Here is a 19571-nt window from a genome sequence, read left to right on the forward strand (position 1 = left end):
CGTACACACAAAAAACGCCGCATTGAAACAATGCGGCGTTTTCATTTTCCGAAAAATCACTTCAAATCAAACCGATCCAGATTCGTCACCTTCGTCCAGGCCGCAACAAAGTCCTTAACAAACTGCTCTTTCGCATCCGAACTGGCATACACCTCCGCCAGCGCGCGCAGTTGCGCATTGGAACCAAACACCAGATCAACCCGTGTCGCCGTCCACTTCACGCTACCGGTTTTACGGTCGCGTCCTTCAAACTCATCCGCATCCCTTGAAGTCGGCTTCCACTCCACCCCCATGTCCAACAGGTTGGTGAAGAAGTCGTTGGTCAGCGCCTCGGTTTGCGAGGTGAACACGCCATGCCGGGTTTGCCCGACGTTGGTGTTCAACACCCGCAAGCCACCCAGCAGCACAGTCATTTCCGGCGCGGTGAGGGTCAGCAGTTGTGCCTTGTCGATCAGCAGCGCCTCAGCCGAAACGCTGTATTTGCCCTTGCTGTAGTTGCGGAAACCATCGGCAATCGGTTCAAGGAAGCCGAACGAGTCGACGTCGGTTTGCTCTTGGCTGGCGTCCGTACGCCCTGGATTGAACGGCACTGAGACGGAGTGTCCGGCGTTTTTCGCTGCTTGCTCAATCCCGGCATTCCCTGCCAACACGATCAGGTCTGCCAACGAGACTTTCTTGCCGGCGGCGCCGCCATTGAACTCGCCCTGAATGCCCTCAAGGGTTTGCAGCACTTTGGCCAGTTGCTCAGGCTGGTTGGCCTGCCAGAACTTCTGCGGCGCCAGACGCAGACGGCCGCCGTTGGCGCCGCCACGCTTGTCTGAACCGCGGAACGTCGAGAGTGCCGCCCAGGCGGTGGAGACCAGTTGCGACACCGACAGGCCTGAGGCGAGTACTTTGCTTTTCAGCGCTGCGGCATCGTTGTCGTCGATCAGTGGGTGAGTGACGGCGGGAATCGGATCCTGCCACAGCAGTTCTTCGTTCGGCAGTTCCGGGCCGAGGTAGCGCGACAGCGGGCCCATGTCACGGTGGATGAGCTTGTACCAAGCGCGAGCGAAAGCATCGGCCAACTGATCCGGGTTGGCGAGGAAGCGCCGGGAGATCTGCTCGTAGGCAGGGTCGAAACGCAGCGCCAGGTCAGAGGTGAGCATGGTTGGCGAGAGCTTCTTGTTCGGATCATGGGCGTGGGGAACGGTGCCGGCACCGGCGCCGTTTTTCGGAATCCACTGATGCGCACCTGCCGGGCTTTTGCTCAATTCCCACTCGAAGCCGAACAGGTGTTCCAGGTAGTTGTTGCTCCACTGTGTCGGTGTGGTGGTCCAGGTCACTTCGAGGCCGCTGGTGATGGTGTCCGCCCCCTTGCCGGTACCAAAAGCGTTGCGCCAGCCCAGACCTTGCTCTTCAAGCCCGGCGGCCTCCGGTTCGGCGCCGACATTATCGGCCGGACCGGCGCCGTGGGTTTTCCCGAAGGCGTGACCGCCGGCGATCAAGGCGACGGTTTCTTCATCGTTCATGGCCATGCGGCCAAAGGTTTCGCGGATGTCGTGGGCTGAAGCAACCGGGTCAGGATTGCCTTCCGGACCTTCGGGGTTCACGTAGATCAGGCCCATTTGCACTGCGGCAAGCGGATTTTCCAGGTTGCGTTCGCCCTGATCGGTGCGGCTCTCTTCTCTGCCATGCAAATCCGGCTCGGCGACCAACGTGCCGTCACCGGGTTCCTGCATGGCGGACTTGTCCTTGCCGTAACGGCTGTCGCCACCGAGCCATTCGTGTTCCGAACCCCAGTAGACGTCTTCGTCCGGCTCCCACACATCAGGACGGCCCCCGGAGAAACCAAAGGTTTTGAAACCCATGGATTCCAGCGCGACGTTACCGGTGAGAACGATCAGGTCGGCCCAGGAAATATTGCGGCCATATTTCTGTTTGATCGGCCACAGCAGGCGGCGGGCCTTGTCGAGGCTGACGTTGTCTGGCCAGCTGTTCAGTGGTGCAAAGCGTTGTTGCCCGGAGCCGGCGCCACCACGGCCATCGGCGGTGCGATAAGTGCCAGCGCTGTGCCAGGCCATGCGGATGAAGAGGGGGCCGTAGTGGCCGAAGTCGGCCGGCCACCAGTCCTGAGAGTCGGTCATCAGCGCATTGAGATCTTGTTTCAGGGCTTGAAAGTCGAGGCTTTTGAAAGCTTTGGCGTAGTCGAAATCCTTGCCGAACGGATCGGACTTTGGCGAATGCTGACTGAGGATTTTCAGGTTGAGTTGATTCGGCCACCAGTCACGGTTCGTCGTACCACCACCGGCGGCGTGGTTGAACGGGCATTTCGATTCGTTTGCCATGTTCGGGTCCTTATCAGGTCTGCTACGGCCGGCTCGTGCCGACTTCGGACTAGTAAGGCTAGACCCGACTGGGGAAGTCAGCTAATAGGCCGACTATTGGACATTGATAGTCAGAACCTTTTACTGCGCGCTCGCCCTTATAGAATCCTGGTCAGGTGGATTGAGCCGTGTCGTCCTCCGGCACGTCGTCAAGGATGTCCTCTTGCCCCGGCAACTCGGTAATCACACTGAAATCCGTCACCTCAACCGCGCCCAAGCCATAACCCAGCAAATGGAAAGAAAACGCTTTGCGTTCTTGCGGGTTGTCGAAGCTGAAGTTCATTTCCAGTGGTTGCTCGGCGGTTGCAACCATCTCCTGTGGCAAACCGATCTGCACGTCCTGTTCAAACTCCTTGGCCTTGAGCTGAATGTACGCCGCCTGCTGCGGATCGACCGAGCGCACGGTCAGGCGCACGCGAGTGTGCGAGCCTTTGGGCATTTCCAGGTACTGCGCGCCGATCAGGTTGTCGGCCCAGTCATCGTTGATCTGCGCTTGCAGCGGGATGACGTTGGTGCTGCCGAATTGATAGCGGTGATTGAGCGGTGTGCGCAGCAGCGACAGGTCCAGCGCGTTGGCGCGGGCGGCAATTTGCCGGGCCGGTTGGCCGCTGTAGTTGCCCTTGTATTTGGCGCTTTCGGCGATGAAACCGGCGCTTTCGTAATAGCGGCAGCGGCGCGGCATGTCGCATTCGGAGAAGATCCCCTGACCGTTGTGATAGCGCAGCTTGCCGTTGGTGAACGACATGATTTCGCGGCCGGTGTCGTAGTCGCGAAACAGTGAGCGGCCGCTCAGTGCGGTGGGCACCGGCAAGTCGAAATAGTCGAGGATCGAGGCGCTCAGATCGACGTGGCCGTAAACCCCGGCATTCAGGCGCGGCAGTTGTTCATGCTCCGGCGTCAGGGTCAGATTGAATCCCCACGCCGAGGCCAGACGTACGCCATCGATGCCGTGGGATTCATCCGAGGTGATGACCACCAACGTGTCTTTGAGCACACCTTGACGCTCCAGGCTGGTGAGGAACTGATCCAGCGCATCATCGAGATAGCCGACCGCGGCCTGCTTCGGTGTCTCGTAGCGCTCCAGATAGTCATCCGGCGCGGAGTAGGGCTGATGGGTGCCCACGGTCAGCAGCGTCAGCATCCACGGCTGCTTCTGCTTTTTCAGTTGGCCGACATAATCCAGAGCACCTTCGAAAAACGCCTTGTCATCCTTGCCCCACGGGAATTCCAGATAATTGCTGTTGCTGAACCATTCCAGACCATGGGTCGCATCGAAACCGATGTGCGGCATGATCTTGTCTTTGGCCATGAAGCGCAGACCGGCGCCTTGCAGATAATGCGTGCTGAAGCCGTTCTGGCGCAGCTGCGCCGGCAGACAGGCCTGATTGCGCTCTCGCTGGGTGAGCATCTCCACGCCTTTGGGCGTGCCGTTGTTGAGTTTGTCGTAATCGCCGCAAAGCATCGCGTACAGACCTCGAATGGTCTGGTGCGTGTGCAGCACGTAATCGGGGGTGTTCATGCCGCGCTCGGCCCAGCGGCTGAGGTTGGGCATCAGGTCTTGCTGGTAGTGGCTGCCGATGGCCTCGCGGTTGGCGCGGATGTAAGCCCCGGGAATGCCTTCCAGAGCAATGATCAGCACGTTGCGCGCTTGTCCCGGTGTCCCCAGCAATTTGTGCCCGCTGAGGTCGACATCGGTCAGCCCGGCCATGGCCGGTGCGGCTTCTTCAACATCGCCGTCCAGCCATTCCTCGGCCTGGATCTGCAGGTCAGCGACCTCGCTCGCGAGCAATTGATGCGGCAGGTTGTAAACGCGCCAGGGATCAGCTTCGCTCGGCCACAGGTGTTGCGCACCCCAATGCGCGGCGAACAGCACCAGCGGTGCGGCCCAGACCGGGCGGGGCAGGGCCGGGCGGGAGACGTCGCGTCCGGCAAATTGCGTGAGCAGCCAGAACAACAAGGCCAGCAGCAAGGTGACGGCTAATGCCGGATGCGCCAGACCACCGCCAGTGGAGTTTTCCACGAACTGCGGATCGATCAGGTAATGAATATCGGAAGGCGTCGGCAGGCGGCCCACCGCGCTGACCAGTTCCGCCGTGGCCACCGCCAGCAGCCCCCAGAACAGCAGCACCGGCAGGGCCAGCCACCACGCCCGGCGATGCAATAACATCACCAGCAGACTGCCAATCGCCAGATCCGACAAGTACCCCGGCAGGGTCGACCAGCCGAGTGCCGCGCGCAGGCACACCGGTACGATCAGCACCAGAACTATCAGTGAAAAGAGGCGGGCGTGCGACTGTCGCAACCGGTGAAAAAGAGCGCTCACAAAAAAAGACCTTCCAGTCATCAAAACGTCAAAAAAGTGTGCGCGATGATATCAAGGGTCGGCTGTCTGATCGCCTTTTTAAACGCACAGCTGACCCGCTGGCCAAGCACCGACTGCCGGGACTGGAATGTCTGCAGCCCTGATGCTCGTACGTGTTGCGCGACAATGGCGGCTATTGATGCCGCAGAGTCTCGACGGATTTATTGTTTCAGGCTGTTTAACAGCCCCCACAAACAGTCAGCGTGGGACCGGATGTTCGGCACCTTGCATGTCACCACTTCAACCCCGGAGCGAGTGCTATCTCACTTGTACAGCTTGATCGTCACGCCTTCGTGGCAACCGCACGGCGTGTTCTGCCGGGAAGACGTTCGCGTACTATCGATATGCGATAAAGGTATTTAATTTCTATTTTTTATAGCGATAAAGTCAGACCTTTCAGCACACCATCCCCTGCTGCGAGGTTGTCATGGCCACACCGTTCAAACGTTCTGCACTGACTCTGCTGGCCACTTCTCTGGCGGCGAGTGCGTTGCTCAGCACCGGCGCTCAGGCCGAAGGCAAGATCAGCATCGCCCAGCAATTCGGTATCGGTTATCTGATCCTCGATGTGGTGCGCGACCAGAACCTCATCGAAAAACACGGTAAAGAACAGGGCCTCGACATCAAGGTCGACTGGAACAGCATTTCCGGTGCCACGGCGATGAACGAAGCGCTGCTCACCGGCTCGCTCGACGTGGTGTCTGCTGGTGTCCCGCCGATGCTCACCGTGTGGGATCGCACCAAAGGCAAACAGAACGTCAAAGCCATCGCCGCACTGGGCTCGATGCCCAACTATTTGTTGACCAATAACCCGAACATCAAGACCCTCAAGGACTTCACCGACAAGGACCGGATTGCCGTGCCTGCCGCCGGTGTAGGCTTCCAGTCGCGCACCTTGCAGATCGAAACCGCCAAGGAATTCGGTGATGCCCAATACAAGAAATTCGACGACATCTCGGTCAGCCTGCCGCACCCCGATGCAACGGCGGCCCTGATTGCCGGCGGCTCGGAAATCAACTCGCACTTCTCCAGCCCGCCGTTCCAGTATCAGGCGTTGCAGAATCCCAACGTGCACAAAGTGCTGAGTTCCTATGACGTGCTCGGCGGTCAAGCGACGTTCAACGTGTTGTACACCACAGAAAAATTCCACGACGAAAACCCGAAAACCTACAAGGCGTTCTACGACGCACTGGCCGAGGCCGAGAAGATCATCAAGGCCGACAAACCGGCGGCGGCTCAGGCGTACATTCGTGTCGAACAGTCGAAGTTGCCGCTTGCGCTGGTCGAGCAAATCGTCAAGGACCCGGAAATCGATTTCACCGTGGTGCCGCAGCGCACATTCATTTACGCGGAGAAATTGCAGGAGCTGGGTGTGCTGAAGAACAAGGCCGACAGCTGGAAGGATTACTTCTTTGAAGAGGCGCATGGTGGCGCGGGGAGCTAAGTGGGCGATTGATAACGAGGGGGCGTGGCGTTCTGGACAGGGAGATGGCCACTTAGTAGCATTCGCGGCCTATGGATTTCTATCCCGAACGTCGACCGACGCATCAAGGACCCCCAATGCACAAGTTCACCCATGGCGATGTAACCGTTGACTTCACTGTGTTGAGCGGTGAAGTGGTGGGCAGCGAAAAAATGAGCGAAACCCACATCACCTCCACCGGTGGTAACGGACAAGTCAACAGCCTTGGCCAACCTGTCGCACTTCAGATCAACACTATGTTGGTCGTCAATCATGAGTTCTGGATCAAAACGGCCGACGGCATCGAACACGATATCCAATTGCGCGGTCTCGATATTCCTCTGCGCAGCGGGCAGGACATTTCGCTGATCAGCGCCGTCAGCAACGATGGCAAGACCGTTTTGCACACTCACCTGCAAAACCAGACCTCAGCCAAGACATATCAGATTCGCGATGGCAAGGCGCTGAACACCGAACTCGAACTGTCACCGTTTCGCTGGAAGCCTTTGCTGATTGCTTTTGTCTTGTGGGTTGGCATCGGTTTCGTTTCAGGCGTACTGGGTTTTCTGGTGGGGGCGGGCTACTACATTTATCAGTGCGTCAAAGGTTCCAAGCGCAAGAAGCTGCTGATCACGGCACTGGATAGCTTTCTTGCCCAATTGAATCAGCGGGTCGAAAGCCAATATCACGCACCGCAACCTGCCCAGGCACAAGCGCCCGATCAGCCCGAGGTGCAGGCACCGACCCAGCCCGCAGCCGTGACCAGCATCAATGTGCGCAAGGCGTTGTCACGCAACGGCTGAGCACGTCGTCGAGCCACGTGCGACGGTCAGTCGCGCGCAGGTTCGCCATCATCAAAAATGCTTTCAATCGGCATTTCGAACGCCCGGGCAATCTGAAAAGCCAATGGTAGACTCGGGTCGTAGCGTTCGTTTTCAATCGCGTTGATTGTCTGGCGTGACACGTTCAAGCGTTGCGCCAGATCGACCTGCGACCATTTGCGCTCGGCGCGCAGTGCCTTGAGTCGGTTTTTCATTGGTAGCGGCGTCGCGCAATTTGCAGGCCGACAATCCACATCAGACCCATCACCGGCCACACGCACGTCCACGGAATGTGCGGAGCGCCGACGTTTTCCAGAAAGCCATAACTGAACGTCAGGAGTGCCGAGGCGGCAAAGGCAAAACCCAAAGCTTCGAACTGGATGCGCAGATGCATTTCATCCATGCGCCGCATGTTGCGTACGATGGCCCAGCACATCAGGCCTGCTGGAAGGATCGGGGTCAGTGCGACAACGGATCGCAGAATAATGTTGGCATCCAGCAGGTACTGGCTGGCGATCAGTGAAATCGTCAGCACCAGCATGTAGAGGATCGTTGCGGCGCCCAGTTCGAGGTAGTAGCGGTTCATTCTTCACTTCCTATGTAAAAGACCCTTTACATGGTCGTCGAAGATTTATTCGATGTAAAGCACGCTTTCCATCATGGCCGCAACGGCCGATCAATCGGCGCCATTCACCGATTTGATCAGGTTGTTGCGCAACTTGACGATCGATTGCTGCATCTGGGTGAACTCGTCCGGGGTCAGTCCGGTGGCGTCGAACAGGGTGCTGCCCGACGACACTTCGCGCAAGTCGCGACCGCTCTGGGTCAAGCTGATTCGCACCTGGCGTTCATCCGCCGGGTCGCGCTGGCGTTGCAGGTAACCCATGGCTTCGAGTTTTTTCAGGATCGGGGTGAGGGTATTGGATTCCAAAAACAGCTTTTCGCCGAGGCTGCCGACGGTCTGATCGTCCTGTTCCCAGAGCGCCACCACGGTGATGTATTGAGTGTAAGTCAGGCCGAGCCGTTCGAGGATCGGCTTGTAGGCTTTGCCGAAGGCGAGGTTTGTCGAATAGACGGCAAAGCACAGAAAGTCGCTGAGCTTGAGATCGGTGGGAGCGTTGCTGTTCTTCATGTTCATCCTCATGGGTCGGGTGACCGTTCAACCGTATGGAGCGAACTATACGTCGGATGCGATTTTATCGGGAGTGTTGAGTATTTGATCAAGCCAATCGGTTCGCCCAAGAGAGCAGGGCGAGCCGATTGCATCTTTATCTTATGCGCCTATATCGCATGCGATGTATTTGACTGAATAAAATTATTCGGTAATGACGTTCAATGCCACGTTGATGTTGCCGCGCGTGGCTTTCGAGTACGGGCAGATCTGGTCGGCGGTGTGCGCCAGGTTTTTCGCGACGTCTTCGGCAATGCCCGGTACCCGCAGGGTCAGGCGAGCCTGAAGGAAGTAGGCCGGGCCGGTCTGGCCGAGGTCGACTTCGATGTCCACCGACATGTCGGCTGGCAGCACCACATTCAGGTCGTTGGCAACCAGGCCGACGGCGGCGGTGTAGCAAGCTGACCAGGCACCGGCAAACAGTTGCTCAGCGGTTGGATGCGGCAAGGCGTTGGCAAATACGTGCGCCGGTTTGGCACTGCCCGGGGAGGACAGTTGAATGTCGAGATTACCGTTGTGCCCGCGGGAGGTGATGCCGGCACTGGCAGCGGTGGTGTGGGTTTTGCCGGTGGCGAGTACTTTTTCGATCGTGTGCATGGGATTAATCCTCAGAGACATAATGGTTGGATTTGTTATCGCATGCGGTTAGATCGCATGCGATGTAATAAATATCCTCTCACAGCCTTTCCCTGTCAATCCACCGAATGCGCTCTGTCGACCAGCGGTAATCCTTGTGTGTGCGCAAAAAAAACGGGGCGGCCTGATCATCGATCAGGCCGCCCCGCGGGTCTTGCAGTCAGCGATCAGTGCATTTTGCTGTGATCGTGACCTTCCATGTTGGTCAGCGCGCGCACCGGCGCTTTGACTTCGATGGTCTCTTTCTCGCCCTTGGCGTTTTCCACGGTCAGGGTCAGCGGCACGCTTTCGCCTTCCTTCAACTGCGCGGTCAGGCCCATCAGCATCACGTGGTAGCCGTTCGGATCAAGCTTGACGGCTTTGCCGGCCGGCAGTTCGACGAACTTCACCGGGCCCATGCTCATGACGTCGTTCTTCATGGTCATTTCGTGGATCTGCACGTCTCGGGCCGCTGGCGTCGCGACGCTGAGCAACTTGCTGTCGCTGTCGGCGGTGAGGGTCATGAACGCGCCGCTGGCGGACTGGGTCGGCACGGTGGCACGGACCCAGGCATCGTCGACTTTGGTCGCTGCGGTCGCCTGGAATGCCAGACCCAGCAGAGAAAAACCGATGACAGCGCGTTTGATGTGGTTCAGAACAGGTTGCATCAGCAAACCTCCATAACAGTAAGCAAATCTTCCGTGCATTGTTCTGCCGAAAGCGAGGTGGACAGACCCAGGCGCAAGCCGCCGTTGGAGTCGTAAACGTAACTGGTGGCGGTATGCGAGATGGTGTACGTGTCGCCGGCCGGGACTTTCTCGTAGAACACGTCGAATTCCTTGGCCGTGGCTGCGGTTTCCTCGAGCGTGCCGTACAGCGCAACGAACGTCGGGTCGAAGGCTTTCATGTAGGCGTCGAGGATTTCCGGGGTGTCGCGCTCGGGATCGAGGCTGATGAAGATCACCTGCAAACGATCGCCATCGGCGCCCATCAGTTTCTTGATTTTCGCCGCGCGGGCGAGGGTGGTCGGGCAGACTGCCGGGCACTGGGTGAACCCGAAGAACACCATCGGCATCATGCCGCGAAAGCTCGACAGCGTCATGGTTTCGCCATCGGTGTTCTTCAGTTTGAAGGTGCGCCCCATGATCTTGTTACTCAGATCCTTGCCGTACTTGTACGACAGTTGGCCGCGGGTGTCGCAGCCGGCGAGCAGGCCTAGCCCGAGCACGCCCATTCCCGCAAGCACCTTGCGGCGAGTCAACAAAGCCGTCATCTAATACCGCCTTTTGCAGCCCGTCAGTCAGCAGGACTGGCGGGGGGTTAACCGTAAAAACGGCGCATGATACCAAACTGAGGGCAGACGCCGGCCACGGATCGCCGCGCGGCACAGGATCGAGCGACAAAAGGTGTAAGAAAAAGTGACGACGGACTCACTGCACCCGCGAATCCTCAACGCTCCAACCGCCGCCCAGCGCGGTGTACAGATTGACCTCGGCGACCAGTTGCGCGAGGCGATCGGTGATCAGACCTTGCTGCGAACTGAACAGTGAACGCTGCGCATCGAGGAACGTCAGGCTGCTGTCGACACCATTCTGATAGCGGTTCTGCGCCAGGTTGTAATAGGTCTGCGTGGCTTGGACCAGATCACGCTGCGCCTGCAATTGCTGCTGATACGTGCTGCGTGCGGCGAGGCCGTCGGCGACTTCCTGAAACGCGGTTTGGATCGATTTTTCGTATTCGGCCACTGCCACTTCTTTCTGCAACTTCGAATAATCCAGACTGGCGCGCAGGCTGCCGGCATTGAAGATCGGCAGGCTGATCTGCGGCTGAAAGGTCCATGCCCCGGAACCGGCGCCGAACAAACCGGAAAGGTCTCGACTGGAGGTGCCAGCATTCGCCGTCAGGCTGACGCTGGGGAAAAACGCCGCGCGCGCTGCGCCGATATTGGCGTTGGCCGCTTTCAGTTTGTACTCCGCTTGAAGAATGTCCGGACGCCGTTGCAGCAGATCCGATGGCAGCCCGGCCGGCAGTTGTTGCACCAGATCGCTGGCCAGTGGTCGGGCGGGCAGGGCCTCGGGCACCGGCGCGCCAACCAGCAAGGTCAGGCTGTTCAAGTCTTGAGCGACCTGGCGCTGATAACGCGCCAGATTGGCCCGTGAACTGTCGACGCTGGTCCTGGCCTGCGCCTGCTCCAGCGCCGAAGACTTGCCGGCCTCGCGGTTGCGCGTGGTCAGATGCAGGCTCTGTTCATCGGCAGCAAGGGTCTCGCGAGTGAGAATCAGCAGCTCTTGATCGGCGCGCCAGGTCAGGTAGGCATTGGCGACGTTGGCCACCAGGCTCAACTGCGCACTGCGCCGCGCCTGTTCGGTGGCCAGCCAGGTCTGCAAGGCCTCCTCGCTGAGGCTGCGCACGCGACCGAAGAAATCCAGTTCATAGGCGCTGATACCGAGGTTGACCGAGTACGTCGAATTGATCAGCGCTTTGCCTTGGGTCACGCTCGGCGGCATGCGCTGGCGCAGTTCATTGGCATTGGCCGACACCGCCGGCAGCAGGTCGGCACGCTGAATGCGGTATTGCGCCTGAAAGGCTTCGACGTTGAGAGCCGCTACGCGCAGGTCGCGGTTGTTGACCAGCGCGCTTTCAATCAGCTGTTGCAGCGCCGGGTCGGTGAACAGCGTGCGCCAGTCCTCGCTGCTCGTTGCAGCCTGCGTCGCTGCTGGATATTGCGCGGCACTGGGTGAAACGGGCCGCTGATACTCGGGAATCAATGAACAACCGCCCATCAGCATTGCCATGGACAGCAGGGAAAGTCGCAACGTCAACATCGAACTGCCTCATGCATATAAAGAGCGTTGTGCTCAGGCCCCGGCCATCCATTTCGCCAGACCATGGCGGCCACTGACGCCGAGTTTGGCCGTGGCACGTTTCAGGTACGTCTCGATCGAGCTGTTTTTGACCCGCAGTTGTTCCGCCATTTGCGGTACGGTGCCGCCGGTCAACAGGCCGAGGCAGACTTCTTTTTCGCGCGCCGAGAGCGCGATATCGCTGATCGCCAGACGCTCGTCGAATACCTGCGCCAGTGGTGCCTGATCCAGCTCGGCCAAGGGCTGGCGTGGTTGTCTGGCGAGGGATTGTCGACTGATTTGCGCATGTCGTTCGATCAGCGGCAGCAGGGTGTCGGACAGACGCTTGAGAAACGACAGCTCCGGCAGAGAAAAAACTCGCTGGGTGTGCGGACGGTAAAACGAGATGACGCAGCGGCGGTTTGAAGTGCGCGACACCAGGTTGCACTGATGCACGCTGTGCTGCGGATGACGGGGTAGCAGTGAAGCTTTCAACTGGATCAGCAACGAGTCATTCATTTCGATTATTTTCTGCAACAACGGATGATCGTCCGGTCTCTCCAGCGGATCGGGCGGGGGGAAAGTCTGCGGTAAGCCGGCACTGCCCAACGGCTTGATTTCAACCACGCTGGCCTGACGCTCATCGAGCGTCCATTCACTGAGGTCGACCCGATTGACCGGCACCAACGTGTCCACCAACTGAAACATGTTCGTGGCGAAGTGATCATCGCCGGTGCTTGCGATCAGTTCCCCCAGTTGCCAGTAGAAGTGCGGGTTTTCCATATTGCGAATACTGCCGGTCAGATTCATATCCTTGTCATCCCTGGTTCAGAACCCTCACTGAATCGTCTGCCGTCTCTGCAAAAACCGCCCACGCCGTCATTTCTCCTTGAGCACGATCTGGAGCGGGATTTAAGCCTATGGATTTGTCCTACGTCTGTAGGGGAAAACAGGGACACAAAATGCCATCATTTCTGATTGTTGGCGCCGGGGTTCTGACGGTGAGGAGATCAGGAGTGTTGTCGTCAGTGACTGATCAGTCACGCCGCAGGCCGCGAAAACCGGTAGATGCTGATTGCTGATCGGTGGCGCTCGGGCAAATGGCGGCGCTGGTATGTGGCTTTTTTCCTACAAGCTTTTCAGTATTTCCTCTCCGAATTTTTAGACCTTGCCTGCGATAAGCACGCTCATCGCGCTTATCAGGGTGGTGGTTGTCCGGGTTTCAGGTGTCATGTCGGTGGCGGGGCCGATGCTTGAATACCGGCAAAATTTCATGAGAAGGATCTTATGCAGCCTACTTCTGCCAACGTGGCGGGCGATCTGTCCGTGCCTGTCGAGACATTCGCGCTGACCGCTGCCCAACGGGATATCTGGCTGGACCAACTGAGCCGCGGAGATTCGCCGCTGTATAACATTGGCGGTTACGTCGAACTGAGCGGGCCGCTGGATCCGGCATTGCTGCAATCGGCACTTGAGTCTCTGGTGGAAACGCACGATGCCTTGCGGATTGTTCTGTTATCGGACGTTGGTCACGACGGGCTGCCGTTGCAAGGATTTGCGCAGACGCTGCCGGTGGCCATGCCGGTGCATGATGTCAGCGGGCAACCCGATCCGCAGTCGGCAGCCCGGGCGCTGGTCGAAGCGCAGATGGCGCAGGTCTTTGTGTATAGCGGGCAAGCGTTGTTCCGCTTCAGTCTGATTCGCCTCGACCACCATCGCCACTGGCTGGCAGCCCAGGCCCACCACTTGATTATCGATGGCTGGGCGTTCGCGCTGCTGTTCAAGGCGGTCGGCGAGATCTACGGCGCGTTGTGCCGTGGCGAGCGCCCGCGTATTGCGGCACCGTCCTATGTCGGTTTTATCGAAGATGATGCGCGCTACCATCAGTCACCTCGCTATGAGCGCGATCAACGTTACTGGCTGGACAAGTACCGTAGCCTTCCCGAGCCCTTGTTGACGCCCCGCCATCGCGAATCCCCCGACGCTGAAGCAGCGCCCAGTCGCATCCACGTCGAGGTTTTTCCAGCCGTGCTGCACGAGCGCATGAAAGACTGCGCGCGACAATTCGGTAGCTCGGCATTTCATGTCTTGCTGGCGGCGCTGCATGTGTATTTCAGTCGCACCGCTCAGCGTGACGAGTGGGTGGTCGGTTTGCCGATTCTCAATCGCTCCGGTGCCCGCTTCAAGCGCACTTTGGGCTTGTTCACCCAGGTCAGTGCAATGCGCATGGGCTTTGGCCGAACGTTGTCATTCGCTGAGTTGATCAAGGCAATCGGCAATAGCCTGAAGCAGGATTTTCGCCATCAACGCTACCCGCTGAGCGAGATGAACCGCGCGCTGGGTCTGTTGCGTGAAGACCGAGCGCAACTGTTCGAACTGTCGGTGTCCTACGAGCAGGACGACCACGAATATTGCTACGGTGAGGCGTCGGGACACTCGGTCAAGGTGTCCAACCAGCATGAAACAACACCGCTGGCCCTTCACCTGCGCAGCAACCGTTTCAACGACAAAGCCTGGTTGCACCTGGTGTACTCGCCGGCCTATTTCACGGCTGACGAGATTGCGTCGTTGACCGAGCGCTTGTTGCTGATTCTGCAGCAAGGTCTGGAATGCCCAGCGCTGGCGATCGCCGATTTCAATCTCAATAGCCCGGCAGAGCTGGCGCTGCTCGATGAGTGGAACGACACCCGCGTCAGTTATCCGCAAGGTCAACTGATTCATCAGCGATTCGCGTCGCGGGTAGCCGAACAGCCGGACGCGGTGGTCGCGACTTATCAAGACCGCACGCTGACCTATAGCGAACTGAATCAGCAAGCCAATGCCTTGGCCCATCATCTGCTGGGCCTCGGTGTACGGCCGGATGACCGGGTGGCAATCGTCGCGCGCAGGGGCCTGGAGACCTTGATCGGGCTACTGGCGATTCTCAAGGCGGGTGCCGCTTATGTGCCGATTGACCCGGCGCATCCGCCCGAGCGCCTGAATTATCTGCTCAGCGACAGTGCTCCAGTGGCGCTGCTGACGCAAAGCGGTCTGCGTGATCGTCTGCCCGCCACAGCGCTGCCGGTGATCGAACTTGATCGGCGCGAGTGGTCGCTCGACAACTTGACCGATCCCGACCTGCCGGAGTTGACCACGAACAACCTCGCTTATGTGATTTACACCTCCGGTTCAACCGGGCTACCCAAAGGCGTGATGGTCGAGCACCGCACACTCGGCAATCTGGTCGACTGGCACTGCGCGGCGTTCGGCCTCGGCACCGGACAGCACACCTCGAGCCTTGCCGGCTTCGGTTTCGACGCGATGGCGTGGGAGGTCTGGCCGGCGTTATGTGCCGGGGCGACGCTGCACTTGTCGCCCGCAAGCGAAGGCAACGAAGACATCGACGCGCTGCTCGACTGGTGGCGTGCGCAGCCGCTGGACGTGAGCTTCCTGCCAACGCCGATTGCCGAATACGCCTTCAGCAAGCAACTCGATCACCCGACCTTGCGCACCTTGCTGATCGGCGGCGATCGTCTGCGCCAGTTCAACCGTGCGCAGTCGTTTGCGGTGGTCAACAACTATGGCCCGACCGAAGCCACGGTGGTCGCTACTTCAGGACTGATCGCACCGGGGCAGGCCTTGCACATTGGCAAACCCGTCAGCAATGCCACGACTTACCTGCTCGATGATCAGCAGCGCCCGGTGCCGATCGGCATCATCGGTGAGTTGTATGTCGGCGGCGCCGGGGTCGCCCGGGGTTATCTGAATCGTCCGGATCTGACTGCCGAACGCTTCCTCGACGACCCGTTCAGTGTGCAGCCGGATGCGCGCATGTACCGCACCGGCGATCTCGCCCGTTGGCGTTTCGACGGCAACCTTGAGTACATCGGTCGTAACGATGATCAGGTGAAAGTCCGCGGTGTGCGTGTCGAGCTGGGCGAAATCGAAGCGGCGCTCAGCAGTCATGACGCGGTACAGGAAGCCGTGGTGCTGGTGCGCGACGGTCAGCTGTTGGCATGGTTTACCGAGCATGAGGCGCTGGATATCCTGCAACTGCACGCGCACCTGACCTCGCGCTTGCCGTCCGCCCTGTTGCCGGCGGCTTACGTGCGCTTGGCAACGTTGCCACTGACGGCCAACGGCAAACTTGACCGTCAGGCCTTGCCGGCGCCGGGTCCGGAAGCGCTGATCCGTCGTCAATACGAGGCGCCACAGGGTGACGTCGAAATCGCTTTGGCAAAGATCTGGGCCGAAATCCTGCAGGTCGAACGAGTAGGGCGTCACGACCATTTCTTCGAGCTGGGCGGCCACTCGTTGTTGGCTGTCGGCCTGATCGAACGTATGCGCCAGATTGGCATGAGCAGCGATGTGCGGGTGCTGTTCAGTCAGCCGACACTGGCCGCGCTGGCAGCGGCGGAGGGCAGTGGCCGCGAAGTCGAAGTGCCGGCCAACCGCATTCCTGCCGATTGCACGCACATCACCCCTGAGCTGCTGCCGCTGGTGCAACTGGATCAGCCGATGATCGAGCGTATCGTTGCAACAGTGCCGGGTGGTGCCGCCAATGTGCAGGACATCTACCCGTTGGCACCATTGCAGGAAGGCATTCTCTATCACCACATCACTGCTGCGCAGGGCGATCCGTATCTGCTGCAATCACTGCTGGCGTTCGACAGTCTCGAACGGGTCGAGGCCTTCGCCGCTGCGCTGCGTCAGGTCATGGCGCGCCACGACATCCTGCGTACGGCAGTGGTCTGGGAGGGGCTGACGTCACCGGTGCAAGTGGTCTGGCGCGAGGCCATTTTGCCGGTGCACGAGGTTGAACTGGATCCTGCCCATGGCGCGGTCCTCGATCAATTGCACGCGCGCTTCGATGCACGGCGCTATCGTCTGGATGTCAGTCAAGCGCCGCTGCTGCGCCTGATGTATGCCCGTGACCCCGCGCACAACCGAGTGGTCGGGATCTTGTTGTTCCATCATTTAGCGATGGATCACATCGCGCTGGAGGCCATGCGCGAAGAAATCCACGCCTGCCTGTCCGGGAGCGCTGAACCGCTGGCGGCGCCGGTGCCATACCGCAACTATGTGGCGCAGACGCGATTGGGTGTCAGTGAACAGGAGCATGAAGCGTTTTTCCGCCAGATGCTCGCCGACATCGACGAGCCGACCTTGCCGTTCGCTTTGCAGAACGTACAAGGTGACGGCAGCAACATCGAGGAGGCCGAGCAAACCCTGACGAGCGATCTGTATCAACGTCTGCAGCAGCAGGCGCGTCTGGCCGGCGTCAGCGTCGCCAGCCTGATCCACCTCGCCTGGGCGCAAGTATTGGCGGCGACATCCGGCCAGCCAAGCGTGGTGTTCGGGACGGTGCTGATGGGGCGTATGCAGGGCGGCGCGGGTGCGGACCGGGCTTTGGGGGTGTTCATCAACACCTTGCCGCTGCGCGTCGATGTCGGTGAAGGCGCGCGCGCGGCGGTGAAGTCCACGCATGCCCGGCTGACAGCGTTGCTCGCCCATGAACACGCCTCTTTGGCGCTCGCCCAGCGTTGCAGTGGCGTCGCTGCGCCGGCGCCGCTGTTCAGCGCCTTGCTCAACTATCGGCACAGCGATGACGTCGAGCAAAAGAACTCCCGGCAAACCTGGGAGGGCATCGAGACCCTGGCCAACGAGGAACGCACCAATTACCCGTTTACCCTGAGTGTTGATGACCTCGGTACAGGCTTGCGTCTGACCACCAGAACCTTGTCGAGCATTGGCGCGCAGCGGATTTGCGCATACGTGCAGTCAGCGCTGAAAGGCTTGGTCGAGGCGCTGGAAAACACGCCGCAGCGGCCGCTGAACAGCCTGCCGTTGTTACCGCAGGAAGAGCTGCAACGGCTGCTGATCGAGTTCAACGATACGGCGGTCGATTGCCCGATGGACCAGCCGTTGCAGACGCTGTTCGAACAACAGGTGCAGCGCAAGCCGGATGCCATCGCCGTGCAGTTCGCCGAGCAACGCCTGACCTATCGCGAGCTGAACGAACAGGCCAACCGCCTGGCCCATCATCTGCGCGGGCTCGGCGTAAAACCGGATTCGCGAGTAGCGATCTGCGTCGAGCGCGGGCCTGAGCTGGTGATCGGTCTGCTGGGCATTCTCAAGGCCGGCGGTGCTTACGTGCCGCTCGATCCCGATTATCCGCTGCAACGCCTGAACTACATGTTGCAGGACAGCACGCCGGTTGCGCTGCTGGTGCATGAGGCGACGCGCGATCTGCTTGGCGAAACCGGCGTGCCGCTGATCGACCTCGACCTCGGCGTCTGGCAGAACCATCCCTACGACAATCCGCAGGTGCCGGATCTCGGCGCGACGAATCTGGCCTACATGATCTACACCTCCGGCTCCACCGGCACGCCAAAAGGCGTGATGATCGAGCACCGCAGCGCCTGCAACATGGTGCACTGGGGCTCGCAGTTGTCGCCGCCGACTGAACACGGGGCGTTGCTGCAAAAAGCACCGTACAGTTTCGACAGTTCGGTGTGGGAGATTTTCTGGCCGCTGTGTTCGGGCATGCGCCTGGTGCTGGCGCGTGCCGATGGCAACCGCGACTCGGCGTATGTCGCGCAAGTGATCCGCGAGCAGAACATTACCGTGGTCAAGTTCGTGCCGGCGTTGTTGCAGCAGTTTATCGAGCAGGACGATGTCAGCCAGTGCACCAGCCTGACCGATGTGCTCAACGGTGGCGGCGAGTTGACCGTCGCCCTGGCCCGGCAAGTGCGCGAGCGCCTGCCGTGGGTGCGTTTGCACAACGTCTATGGGCCGACCGAAACCACGGTCGACAGCAGCGGCTGGACCCTGGAGCCCTGCGAGCCGGTACCGCCGACACTGGTGCCGATCGGCAAGGCGCTGAGCAACATGCGACTGTATGTGCTCGATGACGGCGATCAACCGGTGCCGTTTGGCGTCAGCGGGCATTTGCACATTGGCGGGGTGGGCGTGGCGCGCGGCTATTTGGGATTGCCGCAATTGCAGGCTGAGCGCTTTATCGACAGCCCGTTTGTGGTCGGTGACCGCTTGTACCGCACCGGTGATCTGGTGCGTTACGGCGCCGATGGCAACCTCGAATTCCTCGGCCGCAACGACTTTCAGGTCAAGCTGCGCGGGGTGCGCCTTGAGCTGGGCGAGATTGAAGCGCGGCTGCTTGAACACCCGGCCATCCGCGAGGCGGTGGTGCTGGTGCGCGATGAGCGGCTGGTGGCGTATTACAGCGTACGGGCCGAGTCGCCTGAACCGACGCTGGAGGCGTTGCGTACACATGTGTTGGCGCAGTTGCCGGAGTTCATGGTGCCCGGCGCCTACGTGATGCTGGCGGCGTTGCCCCTGACGCCCAACGACAAAATTGACCGCAAGGCATTGCCGGAACCGGGGGCGGAAGCGCTGCTCAGTCGGCCTTATGCGCCACCTGAAGGCGACGTGGAAATTGCCTTGGCGCAGATCTGGGCGCAGGTGCTCAAGGTCGAGCAGGTGGGGCGCGACGACAACTTCTTCGAACTGGGCGGGCATTCGTTGCTGGCGGTGAGTCTGGTCGCGCGCATGCGTCTGGCCGGCCTGCATGTCGACGCGCGGACGCTGTTCAGCCAGCCGACACTGGCGGCGCTGGCGGCACAGACCTCACGGCAAGCGAAGCACGTCGAGATCGCCCAGACCACCATCCCCAACCTCAACCGCAAACGCCGTCTCTGACGGCGCACACAAAACCTGTAGGAGTGAGCCTGCTCGCGATTGCGGTGGGTCAGTCACGAACATATCGCCTGACCTGACGCCATCGCGAGCAGGCTCACTGCTACAGGGGCCGGTTGTGTGGCCCATATCCGATATGGCTTGTCCCCGCTTCCCATGTCAGACACCCACGCCCCGATGTTTTAGTTTTTCCAAGCTGCGCGCCGTCTGCACGGACTCGCTGCTGCGCGCTCCTT

General features: G+C 59.9%; 13 protein-coding genes. 3 read left to right on the forward strand and 10 right to left on the reverse strand.

Going from position 1 to position 19571, the window contains the following annotated elements; all coding sequences use genetic code 11:
• Window positions 1–56 precede the first annotated feature (56 nt).
• Both katG and GTU76_RS16860 read right to left on the reverse strand, forming a co-directional pair.
• Entirely contained in the window at window positions 57–2327 is a 2271-nt protein-coding gene (gene katG / locus GTU76_RS16855; RefSeq protein WP_180699123.1) for a catalase/peroxidase HPI, read from the reverse strand.
• A gap of 151 nt (window positions 2328–2478) precedes the next feature.
• Window positions 2479–4689 carry a sulfatase-like hydrolase/transferase gene (locus GTU76_RS16860; RefSeq protein ID WP_180699124.1) on the reverse strand — a complete coding sequence of 737 codons (2211 nt, stop codon included), beginning with the start codon at window positions 4687–4689 and terminating at the stop codon, window positions 2479–2481.
• Window positions 4690–5155: 466 nt separating this feature from the next.
• On the opposite strand from GTU76_RS16860, the gene GTU76_RS16865 reads away from it, so the two are divergent.
• Window positions 5156–6172 (forward strand): ABC transporter substrate-binding protein, encoded by a 1017-nt coding sequence (locus GTU76_RS16865; RefSeq protein ID WP_180699125.1) that lies wholly within the window; start codon window positions 5156–5158, stop codon window positions 6170–6172.
• 116 nt (window positions 6173–6288) lie between these two features.
• Window positions 6289–6993: a hypothetical protein gene (locus GTU76_RS16870; protein ID WP_180699126.1), complete on the forward strand. Its 705-nt coding sequence runs from the start codon at window positions 6289–6291 to the stop codon at window positions 6991–6993.
• A 26-nt stretch (window positions 6994–7019) separates the two neighbouring features.
• Here the strand turns inward: GTU76_RS16870 and GTU76_RS16875 are convergent, their stop codons facing one another.
• The 8 genes from GTU76_RS16875 to GTU76_RS16910 all read right to left on the reverse strand — a co-directional run bounded on the left by GTU76_RS16875 (window position 7020) and on the right by GTU76_RS16910 (window position 12450).
• Window positions 7020–7226, reverse strand: a complete 207-nt coding sequence (locus GTU76_RS16875) for a helix-turn-helix transcriptional regulator (RefSeq protein ID WP_180699127.1) — start codon at window positions 7224–7226, stop codon at window positions 7020–7022.
• On the reverse strand, window positions 7223–7597 hold the full coding sequence (locus tag GTU76_RS16880) for a hypothetical protein (protein ID WP_016985131.1): 375 nt from the start codon (window positions 7595–7597) through the stop codon (window positions 7223–7225). The genes GTU76_RS16875 and GTU76_RS16880 overlap by 4 nt, the downstream gene beginning before the upstream one ends.
• Before the next feature lie 90 nt (window positions 7598–7687).
• Window positions 7688–8143: a MarR family winged helix-turn-helix transcriptional regulator gene (locus tag GTU76_RS16885; protein WP_180699128.1), complete on the reverse strand. Its 456-nt coding sequence runs from the start codon at window positions 8141–8143 to the stop codon at window positions 7688–7690.
• 183 nt (window positions 8144–8326) lie between these two features.
• Window positions 8327–8779, reverse strand: a complete 453-nt coding sequence (locus GTU76_RS16890; protein ID WP_175554026.1) for an Ohr family peroxiredoxin — start codon at window positions 8777–8779, stop codon at window positions 8327–8329.
• A 206-nt stretch (window positions 8780–8985) separates the two neighbouring features.
• Window positions 8986–9465, reverse strand: coding sequence for a copper chaperone PCu(A)C (locus GTU76_RS16895; RefSeq protein ID WP_016985134.1), 480 nt, complete (start codon window positions 9463–9465; stop codon window positions 8986–8988).
• On the reverse strand, window positions 9465–10070 hold the full coding sequence (locus GTU76_RS16900; protein WP_008079652.1) for an SCO family protein: 606 nt from the start codon (window positions 10068–10070) through the stop codon (window positions 9465–9467). Before GTU76_RS16900 ends, GTU76_RS16895 begins: the two co-directional genes overlap by 1 nt.
• A gap of 157 nt (window positions 10071–10227) precedes the next feature.
• On the reverse strand, window positions 10228–11622 hold the full coding sequence (locus GTU76_RS16905; protein ID WP_180699129.1) for an efflux transporter outer membrane subunit: 1395 nt from the start codon (window positions 11620–11622) through the stop codon (window positions 10228–10230).
• Window positions 11623–11655: 33 nt separating this feature from the next.
• A complete protein-coding gene (locus tag GTU76_RS16910) occupies window positions 11656–12450 on the reverse strand; it encodes a helix-turn-helix transcriptional regulator (protein WP_016985136.1) in 795 nt (264 codons plus the stop codon).
• Window positions 12451–12927: 477 nt separating this feature from the next.
• On the opposite strand from GTU76_RS16910, the gene GTU76_RS16915 reads away from it, so the two are divergent.
• Window positions 12928–19338 carry a non-ribosomal peptide synthetase gene (locus tag GTU76_RS16915; protein ID WP_180699130.1) on the forward strand — a complete coding sequence of 2137 codons (6411 nt, stop codon included), beginning with the start codon at window positions 12928–12930 and terminating at the stop codon, window positions 19336–19338.
• Window positions 19339–19571 lie beyond the last annotated feature (233 nt).

Source organism: Pseudomonas crudilactis, from assembly GCF_013433315.1.
Taxonomy (GTDB): domain Bacteria; phylum Pseudomonadota; class Gammaproteobacteria; order Pseudomonadales; family Pseudomonadaceae; genus Aquipseudomonas; species Aquipseudomonas crudilactis.

What these genes read in the sequence shown, in the direction of transcription:
- GTU76_RS16905 (WP_180699129.1), bottom strand. Translation starts at nt 11,622, where the DNA reads ATGTTGACGTTGCGACTTTCCCTGCTGTCCATGGCAATGCTGATGGGC.
- GTU76_RS16875 (WP_180699127.1), bottom strand. Translation starts at nt 7,226, where the DNA reads ATGAAAAACCGACTCAAGGCACTGCGCGCCGAGCGCAAATGGTCGCAG.
- GTU76_RS16910 (WP_016985136.1), bottom strand. Translation starts at nt 12,450, where the DNA reads ATGAATCTGACCGGCAGTATTCGCAATATGGAAAACCCGCACTTCTAC.
- GTU76_RS16895 (WP_016985134.1), bottom strand. Translation starts at nt 9,465, where the DNA reads ATGCAACCTGTTCTGAACCACATCAAACGCGCTGTCATCGGTTTTTCT.
- GTU76_RS16885 (WP_180699128.1), bottom strand. Translation starts at nt 8,143, where the DNA reads ATGAAGAACAGCAACGCTCCCACCGATCTCAAGCTCAGCGACTTTCTG.
- katG (WP_180699123.1), bottom strand. Translation starts at nt 2,327, where the DNA reads ATGGCAAACGAATCGAAATGCCCGTTCAACCACGCCGCCGGTGGTGGT.
- GTU76_RS16900 (WP_008079652.1), bottom strand. Translation starts at nt 10,070, where the DNA reads ATGACGGCTTTGTTGACTCGCCGCAAGGTGCTTGCGGGAATGGGCGTG.
- GTU76_RS16890 (WP_175554026.1), bottom strand. Translation starts at nt 8,779, where the DNA reads ATGCACACGATCGAAAAAGTACTCGCCACCGGCAAAACCCACACCACC.
- GTU76_RS16880 (WP_016985131.1), bottom strand. Translation starts at nt 7,597, where the DNA reads ATGAACCGCTACTACCTCGAACTGGGCGCCGCAACGATCCTCTACATG.
- GTU76_RS16915 (WP_180699130.1), top strand. Translation starts at nt 12,928, where the DNA reads ATGCAGCCTACTTCTGCCAACGTGGCGGGCGATCTGTCCGTGCCTGTC.
- GTU76_RS16865 (WP_180699125.1), top strand. Translation starts at nt 5,156, where the DNA reads ATGGCCACACCGTTCAAACGTTCTGCACTGACTCTGCTGGCCACTTCT.
- GTU76_RS16870 (WP_180699126.1), top strand. Translation starts at nt 6,289, where the DNA reads ATGCACAAGTTCACCCATGGCGATGTAACCGTTGACTTCACTGTGTTG.